General features: G+C 74.2%; 13 protein-coding genes and 1 pseudogene. 10 read left to right on the top strand and 4 right to left on the bottom strand.

Annotated features, from left to right (window positions below):
- The first annotated feature begins 79 nt into the window (after positions 1-79).
- The gene (locus OG519_RS24390) at positions 80-928 is read left to right on the top strand and encodes an alpha/beta fold hydrolase (protein ID WP_405587792.1); all 849 of its coding nucleotides are present in this window, start codon (positions 80-82) and stop codon (positions 926-928) included.
- Positions 929-1,162: 234 nt separating this feature from the next.
- On the opposite strand, the gene OG519_RS24385 is transcribed toward OG519_RS24390, so the two are convergent.
- The gene (locus OG519_RS24385) at positions 1,163-1,852 is read right to left on the bottom strand and encodes a TMEM175 family protein (RefSeq protein ID WP_405587790.1); all 690 of its coding nucleotides are present in this window, start codon (positions 1,850-1,852) and stop codon (positions 1,163-1,165) included.
- A 229-nt stretch (positions 1,853-2,081) separates the two neighbouring features.
- Here OG519_RS24385 and OG519_RS24380 point away from each other — a divergent pair, with 229 nt between their 5' ends.
- The 5 genes and pseudogenes from OG519_RS24380 (at position 2,082) to OG519_RS24360 (ending at position 10,368) form a co-directional block, all read left to right on the top strand.
- Complete coding sequence (locus tag OG519_RS24380) at positions 2,082-2,771, top strand: RNA polymerase sigma factor (RefSeq protein WP_405587788.1); 690 nt, start codon at positions 2,082-2,084, stop codon at positions 2,769-2,771.
- Positions 2,768-2,983, top strand: coding sequence for a hypothetical protein (locus OG519_RS24375; protein ID WP_405587786.1), 216 nt, complete (start codon positions 2,768-2,770; stop codon positions 2,981-2,983). The genes OG519_RS24380 and OG519_RS24375 overlap by 4 nt, the downstream gene beginning before the upstream one ends.
- Before the next feature lie 163 nt (positions 2,984-3,146).
- Positions 3,147-3,608 (top strand): annotated as a pseudogene (locus OG519_RS24370) (cytochrome P450); the annotation flags it as partial.
- A 542-nt stretch (positions 3,609-4,150) separates the two neighbouring features.
- On the top strand, positions 4,151-7,393 hold the full coding sequence (locus OG519_RS24365) for an FtsX-like permease family protein (RefSeq protein ID WP_405587783.1): 3,243 nt from the start codon (positions 4,151-4,153) through the stop codon (positions 7,391-7,393).
- Entirely contained in the window at positions 7,390-10,368 is a 2,979-nt protein-coding gene (locus OG519_RS24360) for a hypothetical protein (RefSeq protein ID WP_405587780.1), read from the top strand. The genes OG519_RS24365 and OG519_RS24360 overlap by 4 nt, the downstream gene beginning before the upstream one ends.
- 54 nt (positions 10,369-10,422) lie before the next feature.
- Here the strand turns inward: OG519_RS24360 and OG519_RS24355 are convergent, their stop codons facing one another.
- Positions 10,423-11,502 carry an ABC transporter ATP-binding protein gene (locus OG519_RS24355; protein ID WP_405592955.1) on the bottom strand — a complete coding sequence of 360 codons (1,080 nt, stop codon included), beginning with the start codon at positions 11,500-11,502 and terminating at the stop codon, positions 10,423-10,425.
- A 186-nt stretch (positions 11,503-11,688) separates the two neighbouring features.
- Here OG519_RS24355 and OG519_RS24350 point away from each other — a divergent pair, with 186 nt between their 5' ends.
- The 3 genes from OG519_RS24350 to OG519_RS24340 all read left to right on the top strand — a co-directional run bounded on the left by OG519_RS24350 (position 11,689) and on the right by OG519_RS24340 (position 14,498).
- Positions 11,689-12,636, top strand: coding sequence for an RNA polymerase sigma factor (locus OG519_RS24350; RefSeq protein WP_405587777.1), 948 nt, complete (start codon positions 11,689-11,691; stop codon positions 12,634-12,636).
- A gap of 105 nt (positions 12,637-12,741) precedes the next feature.
- Positions 12,742-13,665, top strand: a complete 924-nt coding sequence (locus OG519_RS24345; protein ID WP_405587774.1) for an alpha/beta fold hydrolase — start codon at positions 12,742-12,744, stop codon at positions 13,663-13,665.
- A complete protein-coding gene (locus OG519_RS24340; protein WP_405587772.1) occupies positions 13,662-14,498 on the top strand; it encodes a GNAT family N-acetyltransferase in 837 nt (278 codons plus the stop codon). Before OG519_RS24345 ends, OG519_RS24340 begins: the two co-directional genes overlap by 4 nt.
- 125 nt (positions 14,499-14,623) lie before the next feature.
- Here OG519_RS24340 and OG519_RS24335 read toward each other — a convergent pair whose 3' ends face one another.
- On the bottom strand, positions 14,624-17,452 hold the full coding sequence (locus tag OG519_RS24335) for an MFS transporter (RefSeq protein WP_405587769.1): 2,829 nt from the start codon (positions 17,450-17,452) through the stop codon (positions 14,624-14,626).
- 51 nt (positions 17,453-17,503) lie between these two features.
- Positions 17,504-18,328, bottom strand: coding sequence for a methyltransferase domain-containing protein (locus OG519_RS24330; RefSeq protein ID WP_405587766.1), 825 nt, complete (start codon positions 18,326-18,328; stop codon positions 17,504-17,506).
- 357 nt (positions 18,329-18,685) lie between these two features.
- Here OG519_RS24330 and OG519_RS24325 point away from each other — a divergent pair, with 357 nt between their 5' ends.
- The gene (locus tag OG519_RS24325; RefSeq protein ID WP_405587763.1) at positions 18,686-19,426 is read left to right on the top strand and encodes a TauD/TfdA family dioxygenase; all 741 of its coding nucleotides are present in this window, start codon (positions 18,686-18,688) and stop codon (positions 19,424-19,426) included.
- Positions 19,427-19,453 lie beyond the last annotated feature (27 nt).

The following is a 19,453-nucleotide window of genomic DNA, read 5'->3' as shown; positions in this document are numbered from 1 at the left end:
TCGTTATATAACGAGCGCTATTCTATGGGTGTTCGGCAGTCCCGCCGGCACCACCGGGTACGAGGAAAAGGACCGCACCATGTCCGCAGTAACCGCAACATCCGCTCCCACCCAGACCGTGGACGTCGCGGGGACCCCCTTCGCCTACCGCGAGGTGGGCCCGGCCGAGGGTGTTCCGCTGGTGTTCCTGCACCACGTCACCGCGATGCTGGACGACTGGGACCCCGCCGTGGTCGACGGCCTCGCGGCCGAGCGGCGCGTCATCCTGGTCGACCTGCGCGGCGTCGGCCGCTCCGGCGGGACCACCCCCGACAACTTCGAGGCGATGGCCGCTGACACGGTCGCCTTCCTGGACGCCCTCGGCCTGGACACGGTCGACCTGCTCGGCTACTCGCTGGGCGGGATCGTCGCCCAGATCGTCGCCCAGCAGTACCCCGACCGCCTGCGCCGGATCATCCTGGCCGGCACCGCCCCGGCCGGCGCCCAGGGCCCCGCGGCTACCGGCGCGACACTTCAGGCCGCCATCCAGAAGGCGACCGAGCAGGGCAAGCACCCCAAGCACTTCCTGTTCTTCGAACCTTCACAGTCCAGCCAGGACGCCGCGAACGCCTTCCTCGGCCGGCTGGACGAGCGCGCCGCCGACGACCGCGACACGCCGGTCTCCAACGAGACCATCGGCGCCCAGTTGACCGCGCTCAGCACCTGGGAGCAGAAGACGTCACCGGCCGGCCTGGCGGAGGTGAAGCACCCCGTCCTCGTCGTCAACGGCGACAACGACACCATGTGGCCCACCGAGACCGGCACCATCCGCCTCGCCGAGTTGCTGCCCAATGCCAAGCTGGCGATCTACCCCGACGCCGGCCACGGCGGCATCTTCCAGTACCACGAGGTGTTCGTGCGGCAGGCGCTGGACTTCCTCCGCGGCTGAATCGCCCCGGCCCCCCGAACCGCCCTTGAGGCGAGGGGGCTCGCGCCCCGCCACCAATAAGGCCGATATGCCGATATGCCGATATGCCGATAGGTGGTCGAACCAGCCGCGCCCCGGCGGTCCGGCCACCGGCGGCTCCCCGCCGGTGCGAACGGGAGTCGGTGCCAGGACGGCACCCTGCCAACGGGCCCTCAACACTCAGGTAGCCCTGGACCGAGCCGCCGGCATGGGCGCTCACGTCCGGTGGCCGCGGTGGCGCCGGCGCCTCGCCGCGGAGATCTCGCCGGCGACGGGGAGCCAGTAGTAGACGATGAAAGCGCCGATCATGGCCACGCCGAGCACCGGAATCAGGGCGCCGAGCAGGGTTCCGGCGGCGAGCCAGACCAGGGCGAGCCGGAAGCGCCGGCTGACGGCTCGCACACCGGCCGCGTCGATGGTGTCGGTGAGCAGCCAGCGATCGCGGCGGACCCACCACCAGATGGCGTTGAACAGCACGGCCAGGAGTTCGAAGGCGGCGCCGTGCAGGACGACCGCCGTGCGCCGCCCTTGTCCGTCCCGGAACGCCTCGGCCAGCACGGAGGCGGCGAACGGCAGGAACGCGATGTCCATCAGCACCAGGGTGTTGAGGAAGAGCACCACGCGGTCGGCGCTGCGGATGTGGTCGAACATGATGTGGTGGTTGGCCCACACCTGCCCGATCAGCAGGAAGGTGAGGACGTAGGCCAGGTAGGACGGCCAGAGCTTGCCGAGGCCGTCCAGCAGGTGGCGGGTGTCATGCGGCGGCCGGATCTCCAGGACGAGCAGGGTGATGGAGATGGCGATCACCCCGTCGCTGAACGCGACCACCCGGGAGGGGTCGCGCTGCGCGCCGAACGACGTCGCCCTGCCCGCCGGCCCGCCCGGTTCATGAACAGGTTCTGTCATCGCCCCAGCCTCAGGCACCGCATGCTCCCGCCCGCGCAACCGGGCAGCGTTTCCCCGCAGACCGTCGCGGGCGGTCCCGTACGGGTTTGCCGGGCGGCCGGCGCTGCCCACGGATCGCGGCGGGCGCACGGAGCCGCGCGCGGCGCGGACCGACGGAGCGGGCCGAGCGGCAGACGGGACGCGGCTCCGCCGGGAAAGTCCCGACGGGCCCGCTGTTACGGTGGCTTGCATGGAACAGCGGGACGCCGCAGGCGGCGGTATCACCACCGCGACGTCGGACCTCGACCCGAAGCCGGGCCTCGACCCGGAGTCCGCCGCGTGGGTGGCGGCGCTGAGCGACGCCTCCGCCCGGACCCGCGAGGAGGCGTACGGGCGCCTGCACGCCGTACTGCTGCGCATCGCCAGGAGCGAGCTGCGCCGCCGGGGCTCCGACCCGCGGATCACCGGCCCGGAGGTGGATGACCTGGCCCACCAGGCGGCCGCCGACGCGCTGCTCGCCGTCACCCGCAAGCTGACGGACTTCCGGGGGGACAGCCGCTTCACCACCTGGGCCTACCGCTTCGTGATCCTGGAGGTCTCGGCCAAGCTGGGCCGCCACTTCTGGCGCGGACCGACCCAGGCGCTGGCCGCCGAGGACTGGGACCGGCTGCCCGACCGCCTCGGCCTGGACCCGGCCCACGAGTCGCAGTGGCGCGAGCTGGTCCACGCCTTCCGGCAGGCGGTGGACGACGTGCTCACCGAGCACCAGCGCAAGGTCTTCGTCGCCGTGGTGCTCGACGGGATCCCGCTGGACGCCCTGGTGGTGCGGTGGAACACCAACCGCAACGCGATCTACAAAACCGTCTTCGACGCGCGGCGTAAGGTGCGGGCCCGACTCGTCGCCAATGGACACCTGGACCGGAAGGCAGCGGACACGTGAACGAGTCAACGGCACGGATCGAGCAGTTCCTGCACACCGATCCCCGCGATGTGGGCTGCGACCGGGCCATGGAGATGCTGCACATCTACGTCGACCTGGTCGCGGCCGACGACGGCGCACCGGCACGCTACCCCGGCATGGCGGCCCACCTGCGCGCCTGCGGCCCCTGCGCGCAGGACTTCGAGGGCCTGCTGGCCGCGGTGACCGGCTGAGGCGTCGCGGGCCCGTGACACCAGGTTGGACATATGTCGCATCCGGCTTCGCACCCCCCCTCCCCCCTGACCGAGCCGAACTCTCGACCGATCCGTACGCCCTCTGCACCCGGCTGCGCGACGCGGGCCCGGTGCACCGCGTCAACGGGACCGACGGGTCGCCGGCAACGCCGCCCTCGCCCTCCTCGGCCACCCCGATCAGCTCAGCGCCTTGCGGGCGGATCCCGCCCTGCTGAGCGATGCCGTCGAGGAACTCGCCCGCTACGACGGACCCGTGACGCTCGCCATCCGCCGCTTCCCCATCGAGGACCTGGTCATCGGAGGGGTCACCATCCCCGCGGGCGATACGGTCCTGCTGTCGCTGGCGGCGGCGCACCGGGACCCGTCCCGGCTACCCGACCCCGACCGGCTCGACATCGCCCGCGACGCGAGCGGGCACCTGGCGCTCGGCCACGGCATCCACTACTGCCTGGGCGCACCGCTGGCCCGCGTGGAGACCCGCATCGCACGGGCCGCCCTGCTGGACCGCTTCCCTCGACTCGCCCTCGACCAGGCCCCCGACACCCTGCGATGGCGGCCGTCGATGCGCTCCCGGGATCTGCTGAGTCTCCCGGTGCGCTACTGACCGGTGCGCTACTGACCGGCTCGCGTGGGCCGGCCGGGACGCCTCCGAGGACCTCGGAAACGGGCGGGGCCCGTCCGCGCTGTTCGCGCGGACGGGCCCCTTTCGAGCGCTGGGCAGGCCTTGCACCTGCATCTCCCCGCAGGAAGCGGGGTATCTTTCCTTGGACGACCAACGCACCGCCGTACAGGCCGAGTTGGCCCGAGCGGCTCAAGATCCACTGTACCGCATGAGCGCCCAGGAAGCCGACCGGCACACAGCCCCTCGCCGACGCGGGAGCACGCCGGGCCGCGCGATGACCGCTCCCGCCGTCACAAACAGTGCCCGGTGCCCGCTCCGGTGCCGGAAAGAACCGATGATTGTTGCCGCGTTGGGGAATGCCTGGTAGGACTGTTGCGCGCCGTCACCGTCACATGTTCGATACCGCGGGGGTTCATGTGGTCGCCACGGCCGTCACCTCTTCGCCGCGGCGACGCCCGGGTGCTCCGGGCCCCGCCAGGCGGCGGCTTCCCACCATTGCCAGGCGGGCCGGCCAGCACGGGCTGGTGCTGGCCGCTGTCGCCGTGACCGTCCTGCTGTGTGCGACCGCGCTGGCCGCGCTCGCGGCGCTCGCGGGCAGTTCGGTGCAGGCCGGGGCCGTACGGCGGCTGGCCGCCGACCCCGACGCGCAGGTGACCGTCAGCGCGTCCTTCCGGGCCGGCGGGATGGCCGACGCCGACCGGGCGGTACGGGCGGCCGGCGACCGGGTGTTCGCCGCGGTGCCGCACCGGACCTCCGTGGGGCTGCTGGGCACCTCGCCGGTCTCGGTGACGGGGATCGACGGGGCCGCGGGGCCGCCGCGCGGTCCCGGGGGCAGCGGGCTGCACCCGGTCGCGGTGCAGGAGGCGGGCCGGTTCGGGCGGTTGGTCGCCGGGCGGTGGCCCGCCGGCACGGCCGACGCCCCGCCCGGCGCGTTCACCGCGCTGCCCGACGTCCGGGTCGCCACCGGGTCCACCGCCCCGGTCGACGCGGCGGTGCCCGACGCGCTGGCCAAGCGCCTGGGCGTCACCGCCGGTGCCAGTCTCCAAGTGAAGGACGCCTTCAGCCGACCCATGACCCTGCGGATCACCGGCGTCTTCCGGGCGACCGGTGCCACCGGCTTCTGGCCCGCGATGGCCGCCGAACCGGCCCAGGGGGAGAACGCCGGACAGGACCTGCTGGTGGTCCCGCCGTCGGCGCTCAACGGCAGCGCCGTCCTGAACGGGAATCTGACCGCCCACTGGAGCGTGCGGCCCGACCTCTCCCGGCTCGACGCGGGCAGCCTCGCCGGGCTGCGCGACCGGCTGCGTGCTTTCTCCGGCAGCGAGAGCCGCGTGTCGGTGTTCCGCGGGCGGCAGCCGTCACTCGACGACGTGACGGTGGTCTCCGGTCTGCCGGGCGCGATCGACGACCTGACGGTGCCGATGGTGGCGGCCCGCTCCTCGCTGTACCTGCCGAGCGTGATGCTGGCGGTCCTCGCGCTGGCCACTTTGGTGCTGGCCGCGCGCCAGTTGACCCTTCGCCGGCGCGATGAGCTGGCCCTCCAGCAGGCCAGGGGCGCCGGCACCCCGCGGCTGCTGCGTGGCGCGGCGGCCGAGTGGGCGCTCACCGGTGTCCCGGCCGCCGTCGTCGCGCCCTTCCTGGCCGGGCTGCTGCACCCCGGCAGCCGGGGGGTCGGCGCGTGGGCGGCGGTGGGTCTGACCCTGCTGGTGCACGCGGCGGCGGTGCTGCTGCCGGTACTGCCGTCCGCCCGGTCGCGGCCGGGCCGCGGCGCGCGGACCGCCGCCGCGGGGCGGCTGGGCGCCGACCTGGCGCTGCTGGCCGTCGCGGTGCTGGGATATCTGGAACTTCGGCGGCACCACTCACTGATCGGCGCGGTGGGCGACGGCGGCGCGGCCGTGGACCCGGTGCTGGTGCTGGTGCCGGCCCTGGTGGCCGGCGCCGCCGCGCTCCTGCTGCTGCGGCTGCTGCCGCTGACCTCGCTGCTGCTGGACGCGTCCGGCCGGCGCGGCCGGGGGCTGGTCCTGGCGCTGGCCGGCTGGCAGTTGAGCCGGCGGGCCGCGCGCGACGCCGGACCGGTGGTGCTGATGTGCCTGGCCGTGTCGGTGAGCGCCTTCGCCACCACCGCGCTGGCCTGCCTGGGCGGACTGGCCTCAGAACAGGCCGCGTTCACCGTCGGCGCGGACGCGCGGATCTACCCGTCCGCGGACGACGGCTACCCCTCCTCCGTACTGGAGGGCGCCTATCGCGCGCTGCCCGCGGTGACCGCCGTGGCACCGGTGACGCAGTCGACGGTGAACCTGCCGGGCGGCGCCACCGAAGGCATGGTCGGCACGATCGGCGGGCCCGCCCCCCGTACCCCGTCACCGGTCGTCTTCGGGATACCGCTCCCCGGCCGTCCGACCGCGCTGCTGCTGGACGAGCGGCTGCGGAGCGACGGCGGCGGCGCGGCGCCGAGCCTGGAACTGACCGTGCAGGACGCGGCCGGTCTGGACAGCACCGTGGCGGCCCCGCTGCCCGCCGCGGACGGAGCCAGGCACACCGTGGTGGTCCCGCTCGACGTGGCGCTGAGCGGCGGCCACCCGCGGGCGTATCCGCTGACGGTGACCGCCGTGGAGGTCCTGCCGCAGCCGAACGTGCGTCCCGCGCGGCTCGACCTGGAACTGCTCCGGGTCGGCGCGCGCGGCGCCGCGGACACCTGGGTCGCCCCGCTGCCCGCCGGGCAGGCCTGGGCCGACGGTACGGTGCACGCCGCCGACGCCACCGCGGGCGCATGTGCGGGAAGGCTGGCCGGCACCTACCGGCCCGGCGTGCCCGGGGTGTGCTCGATCCAGCCCGGCGGCTCCGAGGTGCTCCGGACCACCATCAGCACCGGTGCCCGGGCCGCCCAGAGCGCCGGAAGCATCCTCGCGGGCCTGCCCGCCGACGACTTCGTCACCGAGTCCGGCACCCGCGTGCGGCTGGTGGCGGGCCCGGCCGGCGCGCCGGCGCCGCTTCCGGTGCGCGCCGACGCCGCGGCGCTGCGCGACGCCCGGCTGAGCGTGGGCGGCACCACCACCCTGGATCTGGGCGGCGGCCGCCGGGTCACCGCCAAGGTCGTGGGCCGCGTCGACGCGCTGCCCGGACTGGGGCGCGGACAGGGGCATCTGATCGCCGATCAGCGTCAACTCGCCACCGCGATGACGCTAGCCGGCGCCGACCGGAAGGATCCCGCGTTCTGGTGGCTGAGCAGCGGCGACAGCGCGCGCACGGCCGCCGCCGTCGAGGCGCGGCCCGCGCTGGGCCGCGTCACCACGACGGCGGGCACCGCCGCGTCGCTGCGGGCCGATCCGTTCCGCGCCGGGCTGCGCCGGGCGCTGGAACTGGTCCGGTATCTGGCCCCCGGTTTCGCGGTCATCGCCTTCACCGTGCACGCGGTGGTCTCCACCCGGCAGCGCCGCACGGAGTTCGCCCTGCTGCGGGCGATCGGCGTCCGTAGTGAGAGCCTGTCCGCGCTGCTGGGCGCCGAGCAGCTTAGTCTGGCGCTGTTCGCGGTGGTCCCGGGCGCGCTGATGGGCATGGCCCTGGCCTCGGCGGTGCTGCCGCTGGTCACCGTGGACGACAGCGGACACGCCCCCTATCCGCCACTGCCGCTGGTCATGCCCTGGGGCACGGTGGCGCTGACCGCGGTGGCGACCGCGCTGGCCATCAGCGCGGTCGTCCTGGCGCTGGCCCGGCTGCTGGCCCGGGTGGATCTGGTACGGGTGCTGCGAGCGGGGGAAGACCGTTGAGCCGGAGGACCGGACACGACCGGAAAGCGCGGGCCGGCGGCGGATCGCCGCGACCCGTCCGCACGGGCGCGGCGCTGACGGCGCGGCTGATCCGCAAGGAGACCCGCGGCGACCTGCCGCTGCTGGCCTGCCTGGCGGCGCTGGTCCTGGCGCTGACGGCGCTGTGCGCCTGGGCGCCCGCCCTCGCGGGCCGCCAGGAGGACCGGGCCCTGCGGCAGCGCGTCGACGCCGCGCAGGCCCAGGCGCCGCTGATCAGCGTGAGCACCACATCGGAGGTCTTCGACACCGATCCGCCCGCCGTGGACATGGCCACCCTGCTCGGCGCCGGCCGCGCCCTCACCGGCCGGCTCGGCAGCCCGGCCGCGCGGCGCCTGGTCTCCGCCGGCGGCGGCAGCTACGACTACAACCAGGCGGCCGTGACCGCGCCGCCGCCACCAGGGCCCGCGAACACCATCCCCAAGCTGGCGATCAGCTATCTGCCCGCCGCGCGGGCCCATCTGCGCTACGTCAGCGGCCACGCGCCCGCCGACCGCACACCGCCGGGCAGCGCGCCCCAGATCGGGTTGTCGCGGGCCACCGCGAGGGCGCTGGGCGTTCGGGCCGGCAGCCGGCTGACCCTCGAGTTCGCCAGGACGCCCGAGGTGCAGAGCCAGCCGCCGCACGCCGGGCTGCTGGTCAGCGGGATCTACCGCACCACGGCCGCGGCCGACGACTTCTGGGTCGGCCGGGAGACGTTGGATCAGCCGTCGCGCTACCCGCAGGAGCGCTCGGCCGGCACGGTGCTCGCCGTCCGCGGGCTGGTCGGCCTCGACGCCGCGGACGTGCTGGCCGGCGCCGGGGTGAGCGGCCCGCGGGTGACCTGGCAGTTGCGCGCCGAGCTGCCCGGGGCGTCGCTCGACCAGGCCCGCGCGCTGACCGGGCCGCTGTCCCATTACAGCGCGGACCTCAGCGCCGCTCTGTGCCAGGGGAGCGACTACGTCACCGGCGACGTCGCCTGCCAGGTCGGCGGCCAGGCCACCGGGTCACTGCTGCTGGCCGACTCCCTGACGCCGCTGCTCACCGCGTTCACCGCTCAGGACCATCAGGCCAGGGCGCTGGCGGCGTTCGCCGTCGACGCGCTGGCCGCGGTCGCGCTGGCCACCACCGCCGTCGCGGTACGGCTGCTGCTGCGCCGGCGGCAGGCGCACCTGCGGTTGCAGCGGGCGCGGGGCGCGTCCACCGCGCGGCTGGTGCTGCTGCGCTGCGCCGTGGCCTGGCCGGTGGTGCTGGTCGCCGCCGTGCTCGGCTGGGCGGCGGGACGGGCCCTCGCCCCCACCGGCACGTCCGGCTCGCCGCGGCCGGTGCCCGCCGCCGGCGCCACCGCGGTGGTGGCGCTGACGGTGGTGCTGATGACCTGGCTCGCGGTCCGCGAACCGCGCCGGCCCGGCCGGCCGCGACGCTCGCGCCGGAACACCGCCGTCGGCCGGCGCGTGGTCCTGGAGGTGACGGTGCTGCTCGCGGCGGCGGGGGGCGTGGCCGCGCTGCGCTCGCAGGGCCCCGACGGGATTCTGGGCGCGGTGCCGGTGCTGGTGGCGCTGGCCGTCGTCCTGGTCCTGCTGCGGATCTACCCGCTGGCGCTGCGCCTGGTGCTGCGGCGGACCCGGCGCGGCCGGGGGGCGGTGGCCTTCATCGGGGCGGCCCGGGCCGCCCACGACGCCCCGGCGACCGGGCTGGCCCTCTTCGTCCTGGTGCTGACCCTGGGCACGGCGGTGTTCGGCGGCCTTGTGCAGCGGACGATCGACGAAGGCCTCGCGGCGGGGGCGGCCTGGACCGCGGGCGCCGACGCGAGCGCGACCGTGGCCGGGACGGTGAGCGTGCCCGGGACAGGGACGGCCGACGGGACCTCCGGCGGTACGGGCGCCGCCGGCGGTACGGGTGCCACCGGTTCGGGCGCCGCCGCCGGGAGCGATACCGCCGCCCCCGGGATACGGACCGCCCTCCAGCATCTGCGCGCCCTCGACCTGGTGGGACAGACCGACGGCGCGGTGATCTCCTCGGTCGCGGTGATCACCCTGGATCCCCGGCAACTGGCCGCCATCGCCCCGAAGTCGCCGCTGGCCGGCGCCCTGCTGTCCGGGCTGGCCACCCCGCCGGGGGCCCGGGTCGACGCGAGCGTCCCGCTGCCCTCCTTCCTCTCCCCCGGCCTGCGGGCGAGCGAGCGCACCGGCGGCTTCACCGCCACCGTTCTGACCCACGGCCGGCCGCCGGTGGACCTGACCCTCAAGCCGGTCCGCACCCTCACCACCGCCGAACTGCACGACCCCCTCCTCGGGCCGGTCACCGCGCGGATCGCCGCCGGGACGCCGATGCTGATCACCACCGCGGCCGCCGAGCACCTGCTGCCCCAGCAGTCCTCGGGAAGCACCGTGCTGCTCCTCAAGGGCGATGCCTCCCGGGGAGCCGTCGGCGCCGGGCCCGCGGCCCTGCGGTCGGCGGCGGCCGGGGCGCTCGGGCCGCTGGCCCGGATCCGCGTCCGCTCACAAACGCTGAGCGCCCTGCGCGCGGACGGCCTGACGCGGGGAGTCGGCACGATCTACACCGCCGGCTCGATCGTGGCCGCGCTGTCCGGCCTGCTCGCGCTCGCCCTGGAGCTGACCCTCACCTCCCACGAGCGCGGCCGCACCACCTCGTTCCTGCGCACGCTCGGGCTCGGCGGCAAGGAAGCGGGGGCGGTGCACTTCCTGCAACTGCTGCCGCTCGCGGTGGCCTCGGCGGCGGGCGGCACACTGCTCGGGCTGCTCGAACCGCGGCTCATGGCGCGGACACTGGGCCTGCGGCAGTTCACCGGCGGTCCGGCCGAACCGGCGCTGCGGACCGACTACTCGCTGACGCTCGCCCTCGTCGCCGGCGTGACCGCGCTGATCCTGGCCGCCGCGGCCACCGAGACGGTCCTCGCCCGCCGGCGCCGGCTGGGGGCCGTCCTGCGGCTGGACTGAACGGCCGGTGACGCGGCGGCTGCCCGGGCCTGCGGCGGCGACCGGACGGACCGCTTACCGTGTGCCCTCGCCCTGCCCGCCGCCGCTCACCGCGTCACCGGCATCCGCGGGGGTTTCGGCACTCGCGGGATTGTCGGCACCGTCATCGCTGTCAGGGTTGTCAGCGCTGTCAGCGTGCGCGGGGTGCTCGGCATCGTCAGCGGCGGACTTCGCCCGGCGCGCCGCCTCGTCGGGCCATACGCCGATGTGGTCGGTCTCCAGGGCCAGCCGCACCCGTTTGCGCAGGTGCAGGCGCTCGGTGAACTCGGACGGCAGTTGCAGCCGGCCGCTGGCGTCCAGTACGGCGTACTCCTCGGCGGTGAGCACGTCGACGCCGTCCTCGCCGGTGGCGACCCGGCGCAGCACCTCGGTCGAGGTGCGGCCGTTGCGGATCCGTACGGTCCGCTGGACCTGCTCGGACACCAGCGCGTCGTGGGTGACCACGATCACGGTGACGCCCAGGTCCTCGTTGGCCCGGCGCAGGGCGGCGAAGACCTCGTCGCTGGTGGCGGTGTCGAGTTCGCCGGTGGGCTCGTCGGCGAACAGCACCCGGGGCTCGTTGGCGTTGGCGACGGCGACGGCGACCCGCTGCTGCTCACCGCCGGAGAGGGTGTCGGGGGTGCGGTCCCGGCAGTGGCCGACGGACAGCAGGTCGAGCAGTTCCTCGGCCCGGGCCCGGCGCTGGGAGCGCCTGATCCCGGTGTACGTCATCGGAAGCATCACGTTCTCGGCCGCCGAGAGGTAGGGCAGCAGGTTGCGTGAGGTCTGCTGCCAGACGAAGCCCACAGTCGCGCGCCGGTAGCCGAGCCGCTCGCGGCGCTTCATCGTGAGCAGGTCGTGGCCGGCCACCTCGGCGGCGCCCGCGGTCGGCACGTCCTGGCCGGAGAGGATGCCCAGCAGGGTGGACTTGCCGGAGCCGGAGGCCCCGATCACCGCGATCATCTCGCCCTGCGCCACGGTCAGGTCGAGGCCCTGGAGGGCCTGCACCTCCACGCCCTCGGTCTGGTAGATCCGCACCAGGTTCTCGCAGACGACCAGCCCGTCCTCCCGTCGCGGCGCGGCGGCCGCCACGGCCCGCCGGCGCAGCTCCGCCAGGTCCGGTCCCCCGCCCCCCGGCTCATCGTGCGCTGCCACGCGGTCCCCCCGGAAGGCTGAAGTCTGCGGATCACCCGCTCGGCCAGCCGCCAGCGTAATGCGGAAGCCCGTCCGGGGAACAGGATCCGCCCGGCAGCCGCCGCCCGGGCCCGCCGGCTTGGTAGGGACTGTGGGTATTCTCCAGGTATGGATGGTCTTCTGGTGGGCGGGGCGCCTCCGGACTCCGAGCTGGTGCGGGCCGCGCACGCGGGCGACGCCGACTGTCTCGGGCTGCTCCTCGCCAGGCACCGGGCGGGTATGCACGCGGTGGCGCTGGCGCTGCTGGGGCAGAGCCAGGACGCCGAGGACGCGGTGCAGGAGGCGGTGCTCATCGCCCTGCGCCGGATCGGGGACGTACGGGATCCGCACGCGGTCGGTCCGTGGCTGCGGATGGTGGTGCGCAATGTGTGCCGGGCCCAGTTGCGCAAGATGTCGGCGGTTCCGCTGGCCGAACCCGCGACGGCCGGCGCGGTGGACCGGGCGGGCGGTCCGCCGGACCCGGCGGAGGTCGTCGAGCGGCACGCGTTGCGGGACTGGGTCTGGAGCGCGCTGGAGGACCTCTCCCCTGGCCTGCGACTGGTGACGATGCTGCGGTACTTCACCGACGTCACGGCCTACGAGGACATCGCGGCGCTGTGCGGCACCCCGGTCGGCACCGTGCGCAGCCGGCTCAGCCAGGCGCGGGCGAAGCTGGCCGGCGCGCTGCTGGACTCGGCCGACCGGGTGCACGACGACGCCGCCGCGCTGAACGCGCTGCACCGCGGGGTGGCCGAGGAGACCCTGGTGTCCGCGCGCCGCGGCGAACTCGCCGCCGCGCTGTCCGACCGGTGGTCACCGCGGGCGGAGGTGACTTGGCCGACCGGCAAACGCACCGGCATCGACTACCTTCCCGGCGCGTTCGACCGTGACATGTCCGCCGGTGTACGCCACGAACTGCTGAACGTGGTGGCCGGCCGCGAGGTGGTCATCTGGGAGGCCGCCCTGCTCAGCCCGCCGGAGAACCCGTTCCACTGCCCGCCCGGCGTCGTATGGGTGCATTTCCTGGACCAGGGCCGGGTCAGCAGGCTGCGCCTCCACCACCCGCGCCGCCGCTGAACCGGGTCCGGCGGACCGATCAGGCGGACCGACCGGGGGGCGCGACCGGGGAGAGCGACCGGGGGCGCGATCGAACTTTCCCGGCTCCCATCGCATCTTGCGGGTATGAAACCAACAACCGCGGTCCCTGGCGCCGGGTGGCCCCCCGGCGCCGCCCCGGGCGAGGCGCGGACCGTCGTCGTCGACGGCGTACGGCAGGTCTACCGCCTCGCGGGTGCGGGACCGGTGTGTCTCGTGCACTCCGGCGGCCCCGGCGTGCACCCGCGCTACCTGCGGATACCCGGGCTGGAGGACGGGCTGACGCTGGTGTACCTGGACCCGGTCGGTACCGGCGACAGCGACCCGCTGCCGGACGGGGACTACTCCGTGGCCCGGTACGCGCGCTTCGCGGCGGCGGTGCTCGACGACCTCGGCGCCTCCACCGGGTACTTCCTCGGCCACTCGCACGGCGGCTTCGTCGCCCTCCAGTTCGGCCTCGACCATCCCGACCGGCTCGACGGGCTGATCCTCTACGACACCGCGCCCGCGCACGGGCGGGCCGAGCGGGAGGCCGCGAGCGACGCGATGGCGTCCTTCGTACGGCGCTGGGCGGACCGGCCCGAAGCGGTCGAGGCCGGCCGGATGTGGGACGCGGTCAATCTGTCCCGGACGATGGAGATCACCGACGACGCGTCGTTCCGGCGCTACCTCAACGGCATCCTGCCCGCCTACTTCGCCGACTACCGCACAACGGTGGAACGGGTGGGCGAGCTCTCCTTGGATGTCACCCGCGACCCGAACAGGCGCCCGGCCGACTGGGACGTACGGGATCGGCTCGGCGCGATCGACGTGCCGGCGCTGCTGATCGTCGGGACCCACGACTTCATCTGCCCGCCCCGGCTGGCGTACGAGATGCACGCCGGACTGCCGGACGCGCGCCTGTGCGAGCTGCGGGACAGCGGCCACTTCGGGCACATCGAGCAGCCGGACGAGTTCGTGGCCGCCGTGCTGGACCTCATCCACAACCGCGAGAAAGGGAACCCGGAATGAAGACCACCGTGCCGGTCGGCCTGGCCGAGCAGACCGAGATCAGGGCGTACGCCGACTTCGTGACCGGCGCGCCCGCGCCCGTACGGGAGGAGCTGGGGGTCGGCTCGCGCCAGGTCGGCTCCGCGCTCGCGCTGGCGATCCGCGCGGACCCCAGCCACTTCTTCAACCGGGCCGGCGGGTTCGGCGCGGGCGAGCCGATCACCGCGGACGCCCTGGCGGAGGTCTGCGACTTCTACCGCGAGCGGGGTGTGCCGCAGGGCGCGTTCATGGTCGCGCCGCCGCTGCTGCCGCCGGACTGGGCCTCGATCGCCGCGAAGCTGAACCTGACCGGCGGTGGCCGTTACGCCAAACTGGGCTGCGCGACAGAGACCGTGCTGTCGGCGGCCGACGGCGTCGCGGCGCTCGGCCCCGGGCTGCGCGTCGGTCCGGTCGAGCGGGACCAGGCGACCAAGTGGGCCACCGTCATGATGACCACCTTCGGTTTCGCCCTGCCCGGCATGATCGACATGGCCGCGTCGTCCGTGGGCAGGCCGAACTGGCGGCAGTACGCCGTCTGGGAGGAGAACCGGATCATCGCGGTCGGGAGCGTCTTCCTCAACGGGGACTGCGCCGACATGTTCGGCGGCGCGACGCTCCCGGAGAGCCGCGGCCGCGGCGCCCAGTCGGCGCTGCTCACCGCCCGGGCCAGGGCGGCCCGAGCCGCCGGCTGCCGATGGCTCGTCGCCGAGACCGGCGCGGAAGGCCCCGGCGACCACAACACCTCCCTGCACAACATGATGCGCGCCGGCTTCGAGCCGCTGTACGAGCGGACCTCCTGGCTCTGGCGCGGGTAGCGGGGCGGGAAATCGCGGCTCCCGCACCGGCGCGGGCCGTCGGCGGACGGCCGGGAGCGGACCGGGACGGCCCTGCCCGCCGACGGGCCCAAGGGCCCGGGGCGGGCCCGCGCCCCGGCCCGGGGCTACCCGTGGGGTGTGTCCGTGGTGATGGTGACGGATTTGGCGGCGCGCTGGGTGAATTCCGCGAGATCTTCCGGGAGCGGGGCGTCGGTGACGACCGAGACGGATCTGCCCATGGAGTCGGTCGCTTCGCCGAGGAGGTCGCCGCGGCGGCGGGTGACGACCACGGCGCAGGTCCGCGCCGCGGCGTCGGGGCCGGCCGGCTGAACGGACGGCCAGTTCGCGTCGTCTTCCACCCACGACACGGGCACCCCGGGCGCTTCGACGTCGCCAAGCACGCCGTGGGTGTGGTCGAGGTAGAGCTGTTCGGCGCGCCGTACCGGCCGGCCCACGGTCGGGCGGCGGCCGAGGGCGAGGTCGACCACGGCGGGTTCCAGCGGAGTGCCGAGCGCGAGGTGCCACAGGCGGGTGATGGCGTCCCCCGGGAGCCGGGCGGCGATCTCCATCAGGACGACGCGGTCGCCGGCGAGCCGGTATTCGGCGTGGGTGATGCCGGAGCCGAAGCCGACCGCCGCCAGCAGGTCGGTGTTCGCGGACAGCAGGGCCCGCTCGTCACGGGGGTCGAGATCGGCGGCGGGTGACATGTGCCCGGTCTCGGTGAAGAAGCGTGTGTCGTGCTCGTTGGTACGTTTCGCGGTGATCCCGGCCCAGACGATCCGGCCCTCGTGGACCAGTGACTCCACCGAGAACTCGGGGCCGGAGATCCGTTCCTCCAGCAGAAGCGCCTCGTCGGCGGGGTAGTCGGGCAGATGGCGCCGCAGGGCGGACAGGTCCGCGATGTGCTGGACACCGGAACTGCACATCCGGCCGGTCGGTTTGAGTACCGCCGGAAAGGTGTGCCAGAACTCCTCGTCCGGCGCGGTGTCGGCGGTCAGCTCCGTCCAGCGGGGCGCGAGAAAGGGCGCGGCCCGCCGTTGCCGGTTCTTGTCCCGGCAGATCCGGGCCGCCTCGGCTCCCGGCCCCGGCAGCCCGAAGCGCTCGGCGAGCACACCGGCCGTCTCGACGAAGGACTCACCGCAGGCGAGGACGCCCCGGAGCGCGTATCGGTCGAGCAGCGGGCCGAGGGCCGCGAGCGTGGCGTCCACCCCGTAGTCGTCGATGTGCGCCGCGTCCGGGGCGGCCGCCGCGGGATGTCCGGCGCGGCGGTGGTGGGCGAGTTCGTCCGGGGGTGTCGCGGGTCCGAACACCAGCAGCGGAGCGAGGTGTCGCCGCCGGGCCTCCTCCACCAGGCCCATGTGCCGGGCGACGGCGGCGAGATCGGTGAGGATGAGCAGGGCGGGGGCGCGCTGCGGCTCCCCGGTCGGGTCGGGTCGCGCTGCGGGGATCACGTCATTGGCTGCGGGCGGCATCTTCGGTTCGCTCCCGGTCGTCGGTCGAGGGGGTGATTGGGGTGAGCGGGGTGAGCGGGGTGATGGGGGGGACGGCTGGGGGGACGGGGATACGTGTGCCGGGCCGGTCCGCGTCCGCGCCCGGCTCCGGGTCCTGCGGTCCAGCAGGAAGTAGCCGAGGGCGGTCACGACGCCCGCGGCCCCGCAGCCGGTCCAGAGCACGGTGGCGCCGGCCCGGCCGAGGACCAGGCTGCCCAGGGCGGGACCGGCGAAGGCGGCGGTGGAGAAGGACAACGTGTAGAGGCCGAGGTATCGGCCCCGGGCCTGGGGCGGCGACAGTTCGGTGGCCAGCGCCATCGCCGCCGGAGCGCAGAGGATCTCGCCGACCGTCCAGACCGCGACGGTGGCGGCGTACACGACGACCGTGCCGGCCACGCCCGCCAGCGCGAAGCCGCCCCCGGTGAGCAGGGCGCCGACGGCGAGCAGCACGGCCCGGTCACGGCCGCCGAACCAGCGGGTGAGCGGCAGTTGGAGCAGCACGATCACGGCGCCGTTGACGCCGATGACCCAGCCGTACTGCTGGGCGGAGAATCCGGCGCGGTTCATGGTCAGCGGCAGCGTGCTGGTCGCCTGCTGGTACACGAGGTAGAGGAGAACGGTCAGGGCGACCAGTACGGCGAAGACGCCGCGGCCTCCTCGGCCGCGGACCGGTGTGCGGTCGGACCGGCCGACGGGTGCGGCGGGCTCGGCTGGCTCGGCTGGCTGGGCAGGTCCGGCGCGGCCGGCGCGCTCAGCCGGATCGGCGCGCTCAGCCGGTTCGCCGGGTTCGGCGCCCGAGTACCCCCCGCCGCCGTCGGACTTGTCAGCGCCGACGGCCGGCCGGGCCGCACCGGGCCGGCTCTCGGGGATCCGGTACCAGACGACGGCCGCGCAGGCCGCCGTGGTCGCCGCGTCCCCGACGAACAGCGCCAGATAGCCGTGCCGGGCCATCGCGCCGGCCACGACGGCCGACAGCGCGAAGCCGATGTTGATGGCCCAGTAGTTCAGCGCGAACGCGCGGGCACGCGATGCCTCGGGGACGGTGTCGGCGAGCAGCGCGGCGACCGCGGGCCTGGCGAGGTTGCCGGTGAGCCCGACCATGAAGGTCAGCACGGCGATCGGGACGGAGCCGTCGGCCAGCCCGAGCGCCACCGTGCAGACCGCCGCCGCGAGGTTGCCCCACAGGAGGGTGGGCCGGCGCCCGATCCTGTCGGCCGACTGGCCGCCGAGCAGATCGGCCCCCATGGCGCCCAGTCCGTACAGCGAGACCACCAGGCCGACGTATGAGGTCGAGTGGCCGCGGTCCGAGGTGAGATAGAGCGCGAGGAACGGCGCGACGAAACCGCCGCACCGGTTCACCAGGGTGACCGTCCACAGCCACCAGAAGACGGGCGGCAGCGGCGGGTTGACCGGTGGCGACGGCCGGGCCGGCGCTCCGCCCGGCCGTGGGCGTAATGACTTCATGTCTGGGTCGGGGCCTTTCCGCGAGGCACACATGCGGACCGCGGGTGCCGGTCAGGCCGCCGGGCGCCTTCCCCACGCCTGGAAGAGCGTGGCGTGCACGACGTTCGTCCCCGGGTCGTCGAGGTGCTCGCGCAACCGCGCGATCAGGTCGGTCAGTTCGCCGTCCGAGACCATCCCCTGGCCGACCAGCGCGGCGCGGCACTGCTCGGCGCGGTCGGCCATCAGCATCTGATAGGGGTCGCCCTGGCCGAACACCTTGGTGTGCGCGCGGACCTGGACGTCCGTGAAGCCGGACGCCCGCAGCATGGCCGGCAGTTTGCGCCCGATGCGGACGTCCATACCGTTGCGCCGCCACAACTCCTCGACCAGGGCCACGACCCGGTCCCAGGCCGGATGGGCGGGAGCGCAGACGCGGGTCATCCAGTCCACGTCCTGGAGTAACAGCGCCCCGCCGGGCCGCACCAGGGCGGCCATCTCGGCCAGGACGCTTCCGCTGTCCGGAACGTTCATCAGCACCATACGGGTGTGCACCACGTCGAACGAGGCACGCGGAAGCCCGGTGGCGGCGGCGTCGGCGACCGTCAACTCGACGTTTCCGAGGCCCCGTTCGGCGACGGTCCGGCGGGCCATCTCCACCATCCGGGGCTCGGCGTCCAGCCCGGCGACGCCGCCCTCCGGGCCGACCGCGGCGGAGAGCAGGTCCAGGACCCCCAGCGGTCCGCAGCCGATGTCCAGGGCGCGTCCGCCCACCGGGGGGCGGACGTCCGCGATCAGCGCGGCGGCCTCCGGGCGGAACATCTCGCCCTGGAAGAGCAGCCGTTCGCGCTCCTGGTCCTCGGCCCCCAAAAGATATGCGGAATTTGCACCACTGGTCATGTCATTCCTTTCGGGAAGCGCGAGGGCGTGCCGGGAGAGCGGCCGGACCGGCCGGCGGATCGTCCCCGGCAGCAGAGATATACCAGGGCGCCCGCCGGTCCGGGCAGCAATTGTGCGATCGGCTACCCGCGACTTCGCCCGTCAAACAGGGCTCGACCGTGACTACTTTCCGCAAGATTCTTTGCCGACCGATCTTATTTACGGCCTGCGACCATCACCCTGCGCTTGAGCTGTGGCCCAGGCTTCTTCTGACCCAAAGTAAGCGATGGCACAGGGTTGACATGCACCGGATGGTGGCCGTTATTTTGAATTGCATCACCCCTCTCCCGGCAGCCGGGCTCATCGCAAGGATGGGTAATGTCGCATTCTCCGATCAGTATTCTCTCCCAGCTCGACTTCAACGGTCACCCGCTCACCGACGAGCTCCTCGGAAAGACCTTCCAGCAATTAATGTACGAGCACGGCTATGTGCTGATGGTCAATGTGCCCGACACCTTCGACCCGGTGCGCTTCTGCCGCGAGCTGGGCGACTTCGTGCCGAACTACACCGGGGCCGTGGTCGGCGACGTCCGCCCCGAGCCGGGCATGGACGACGTCTACCACGCCGGGAACACCCGGCCCCTGACCCCGCACACCGAGGGGTACGACTTCGCGTTACTGCCGCCCCGCTACATCGCGCTGTGGTGCGTCACTCCCGCCGAAGGCCCCGGCGGCGAGACCACGCTGGCCGACACCCGCCCCTGGCTCGAGGCCATGACCGAAGCGGAGAGCCGGCACCTGCACACCACCGAGTACGACTGGAAGACCACCGAGGGAGTGCAGCGGCTCGGCCTCGACCTCCACACCCGCCACCCGGTCCTCGAAGAGCGCGGCGAGGACACGATCGTCCGCTTCAGCTGCAACAACCTGCTGCGCGCCGAGGACGATCCGGCCGTCGGCCTGCAACGGCGCTGGCAGGAGGCCTTCGGCCGGGACCACATCGCCGTCGACTACCGGGCCGGCGACATGCTCGTCTGGGACAACTGGCGGCTGCTGCACGCCCGCAACGCCTTCACCGACCGCAACCGGCACCTGCGCCGCATCCAGATCGCCGGCTGACAGCCCGCGGCGTCCCTGGACACGACA

The organism is Streptomyces sp. NBC_01190, assembly GCF_045039895.1.
In the GTDB taxonomy this organism is placed as follows: Bacteria; Actinomycetota; Actinomycetes; order Streptomycetales; family Streptomycetaceae; genus Actinacidiphila.
Note: the sequence above shows the minus strand (reverse complement) of the source record. Positions and strands in the feature narration are given on the sequence as shown.

Bases quoted from the DNA above. Each gene is read 5' to 3' on its own strand.
- OG519_RS24330 (WP_405587766.1), bottom strand. From the start codon at position 18,328: ATGACCAGTGGTGCAAATTCCGCATATCTTTTGGGGGCCGAGGACCAG.
- OG519_RS24385 (WP_405587790.1), bottom strand. From the start codon at position 1,852: ATGACAGAACCTGTTCATGAACCGGGCGGGCCGGCGGGCAGGGCGACG.
- OG519_RS24380 (WP_405587788.1), top strand. From the start codon at position 2,082: ATGGAACAGCGGGACGCCGCAGGCGGCGGTATCACCACCGCGACGTCG.
- OG519_RS24325 (WP_405587763.1), top strand. From the start codon at position 18,686: ATGTCGCATTCTCCGATCAGTATTCTCTCCCAGCTCGACTTCAACGGT.
- OG519_RS24345 (WP_405587774.1), top strand. From the start codon at position 12,742: ATGAAACCAACAACCGCGGTCCCTGGCGCCGGGTGGCCCCCCGGCGCC.
- OG519_RS24335 (WP_405587769.1), bottom strand. From the start codon at position 17,452: ATGAAGTCATTACGCCCACGGCCGGGCGGAGCGCCGGCCCGGCCGTCG.
- OG519_RS24350 (WP_405587777.1), top strand. From the start codon at position 11,689: ATGGATGGTCTTCTGGTGGGCGGGGCGCCTCCGGACTCCGAGCTGGTG.
- OG519_RS24390 (WP_405587792.1), top strand. From the start codon at position 80: ATGTCCGCAGTAACCGCAACATCCGCTCCCACCCAGACCGTGGACGTC.
- OG519_RS24340 (WP_405587772.1), top strand. From the start codon at position 13,662: ATGAAGACCACCGTGCCGGTCGGCCTGGCCGAGCAGACCGAGATCAGG.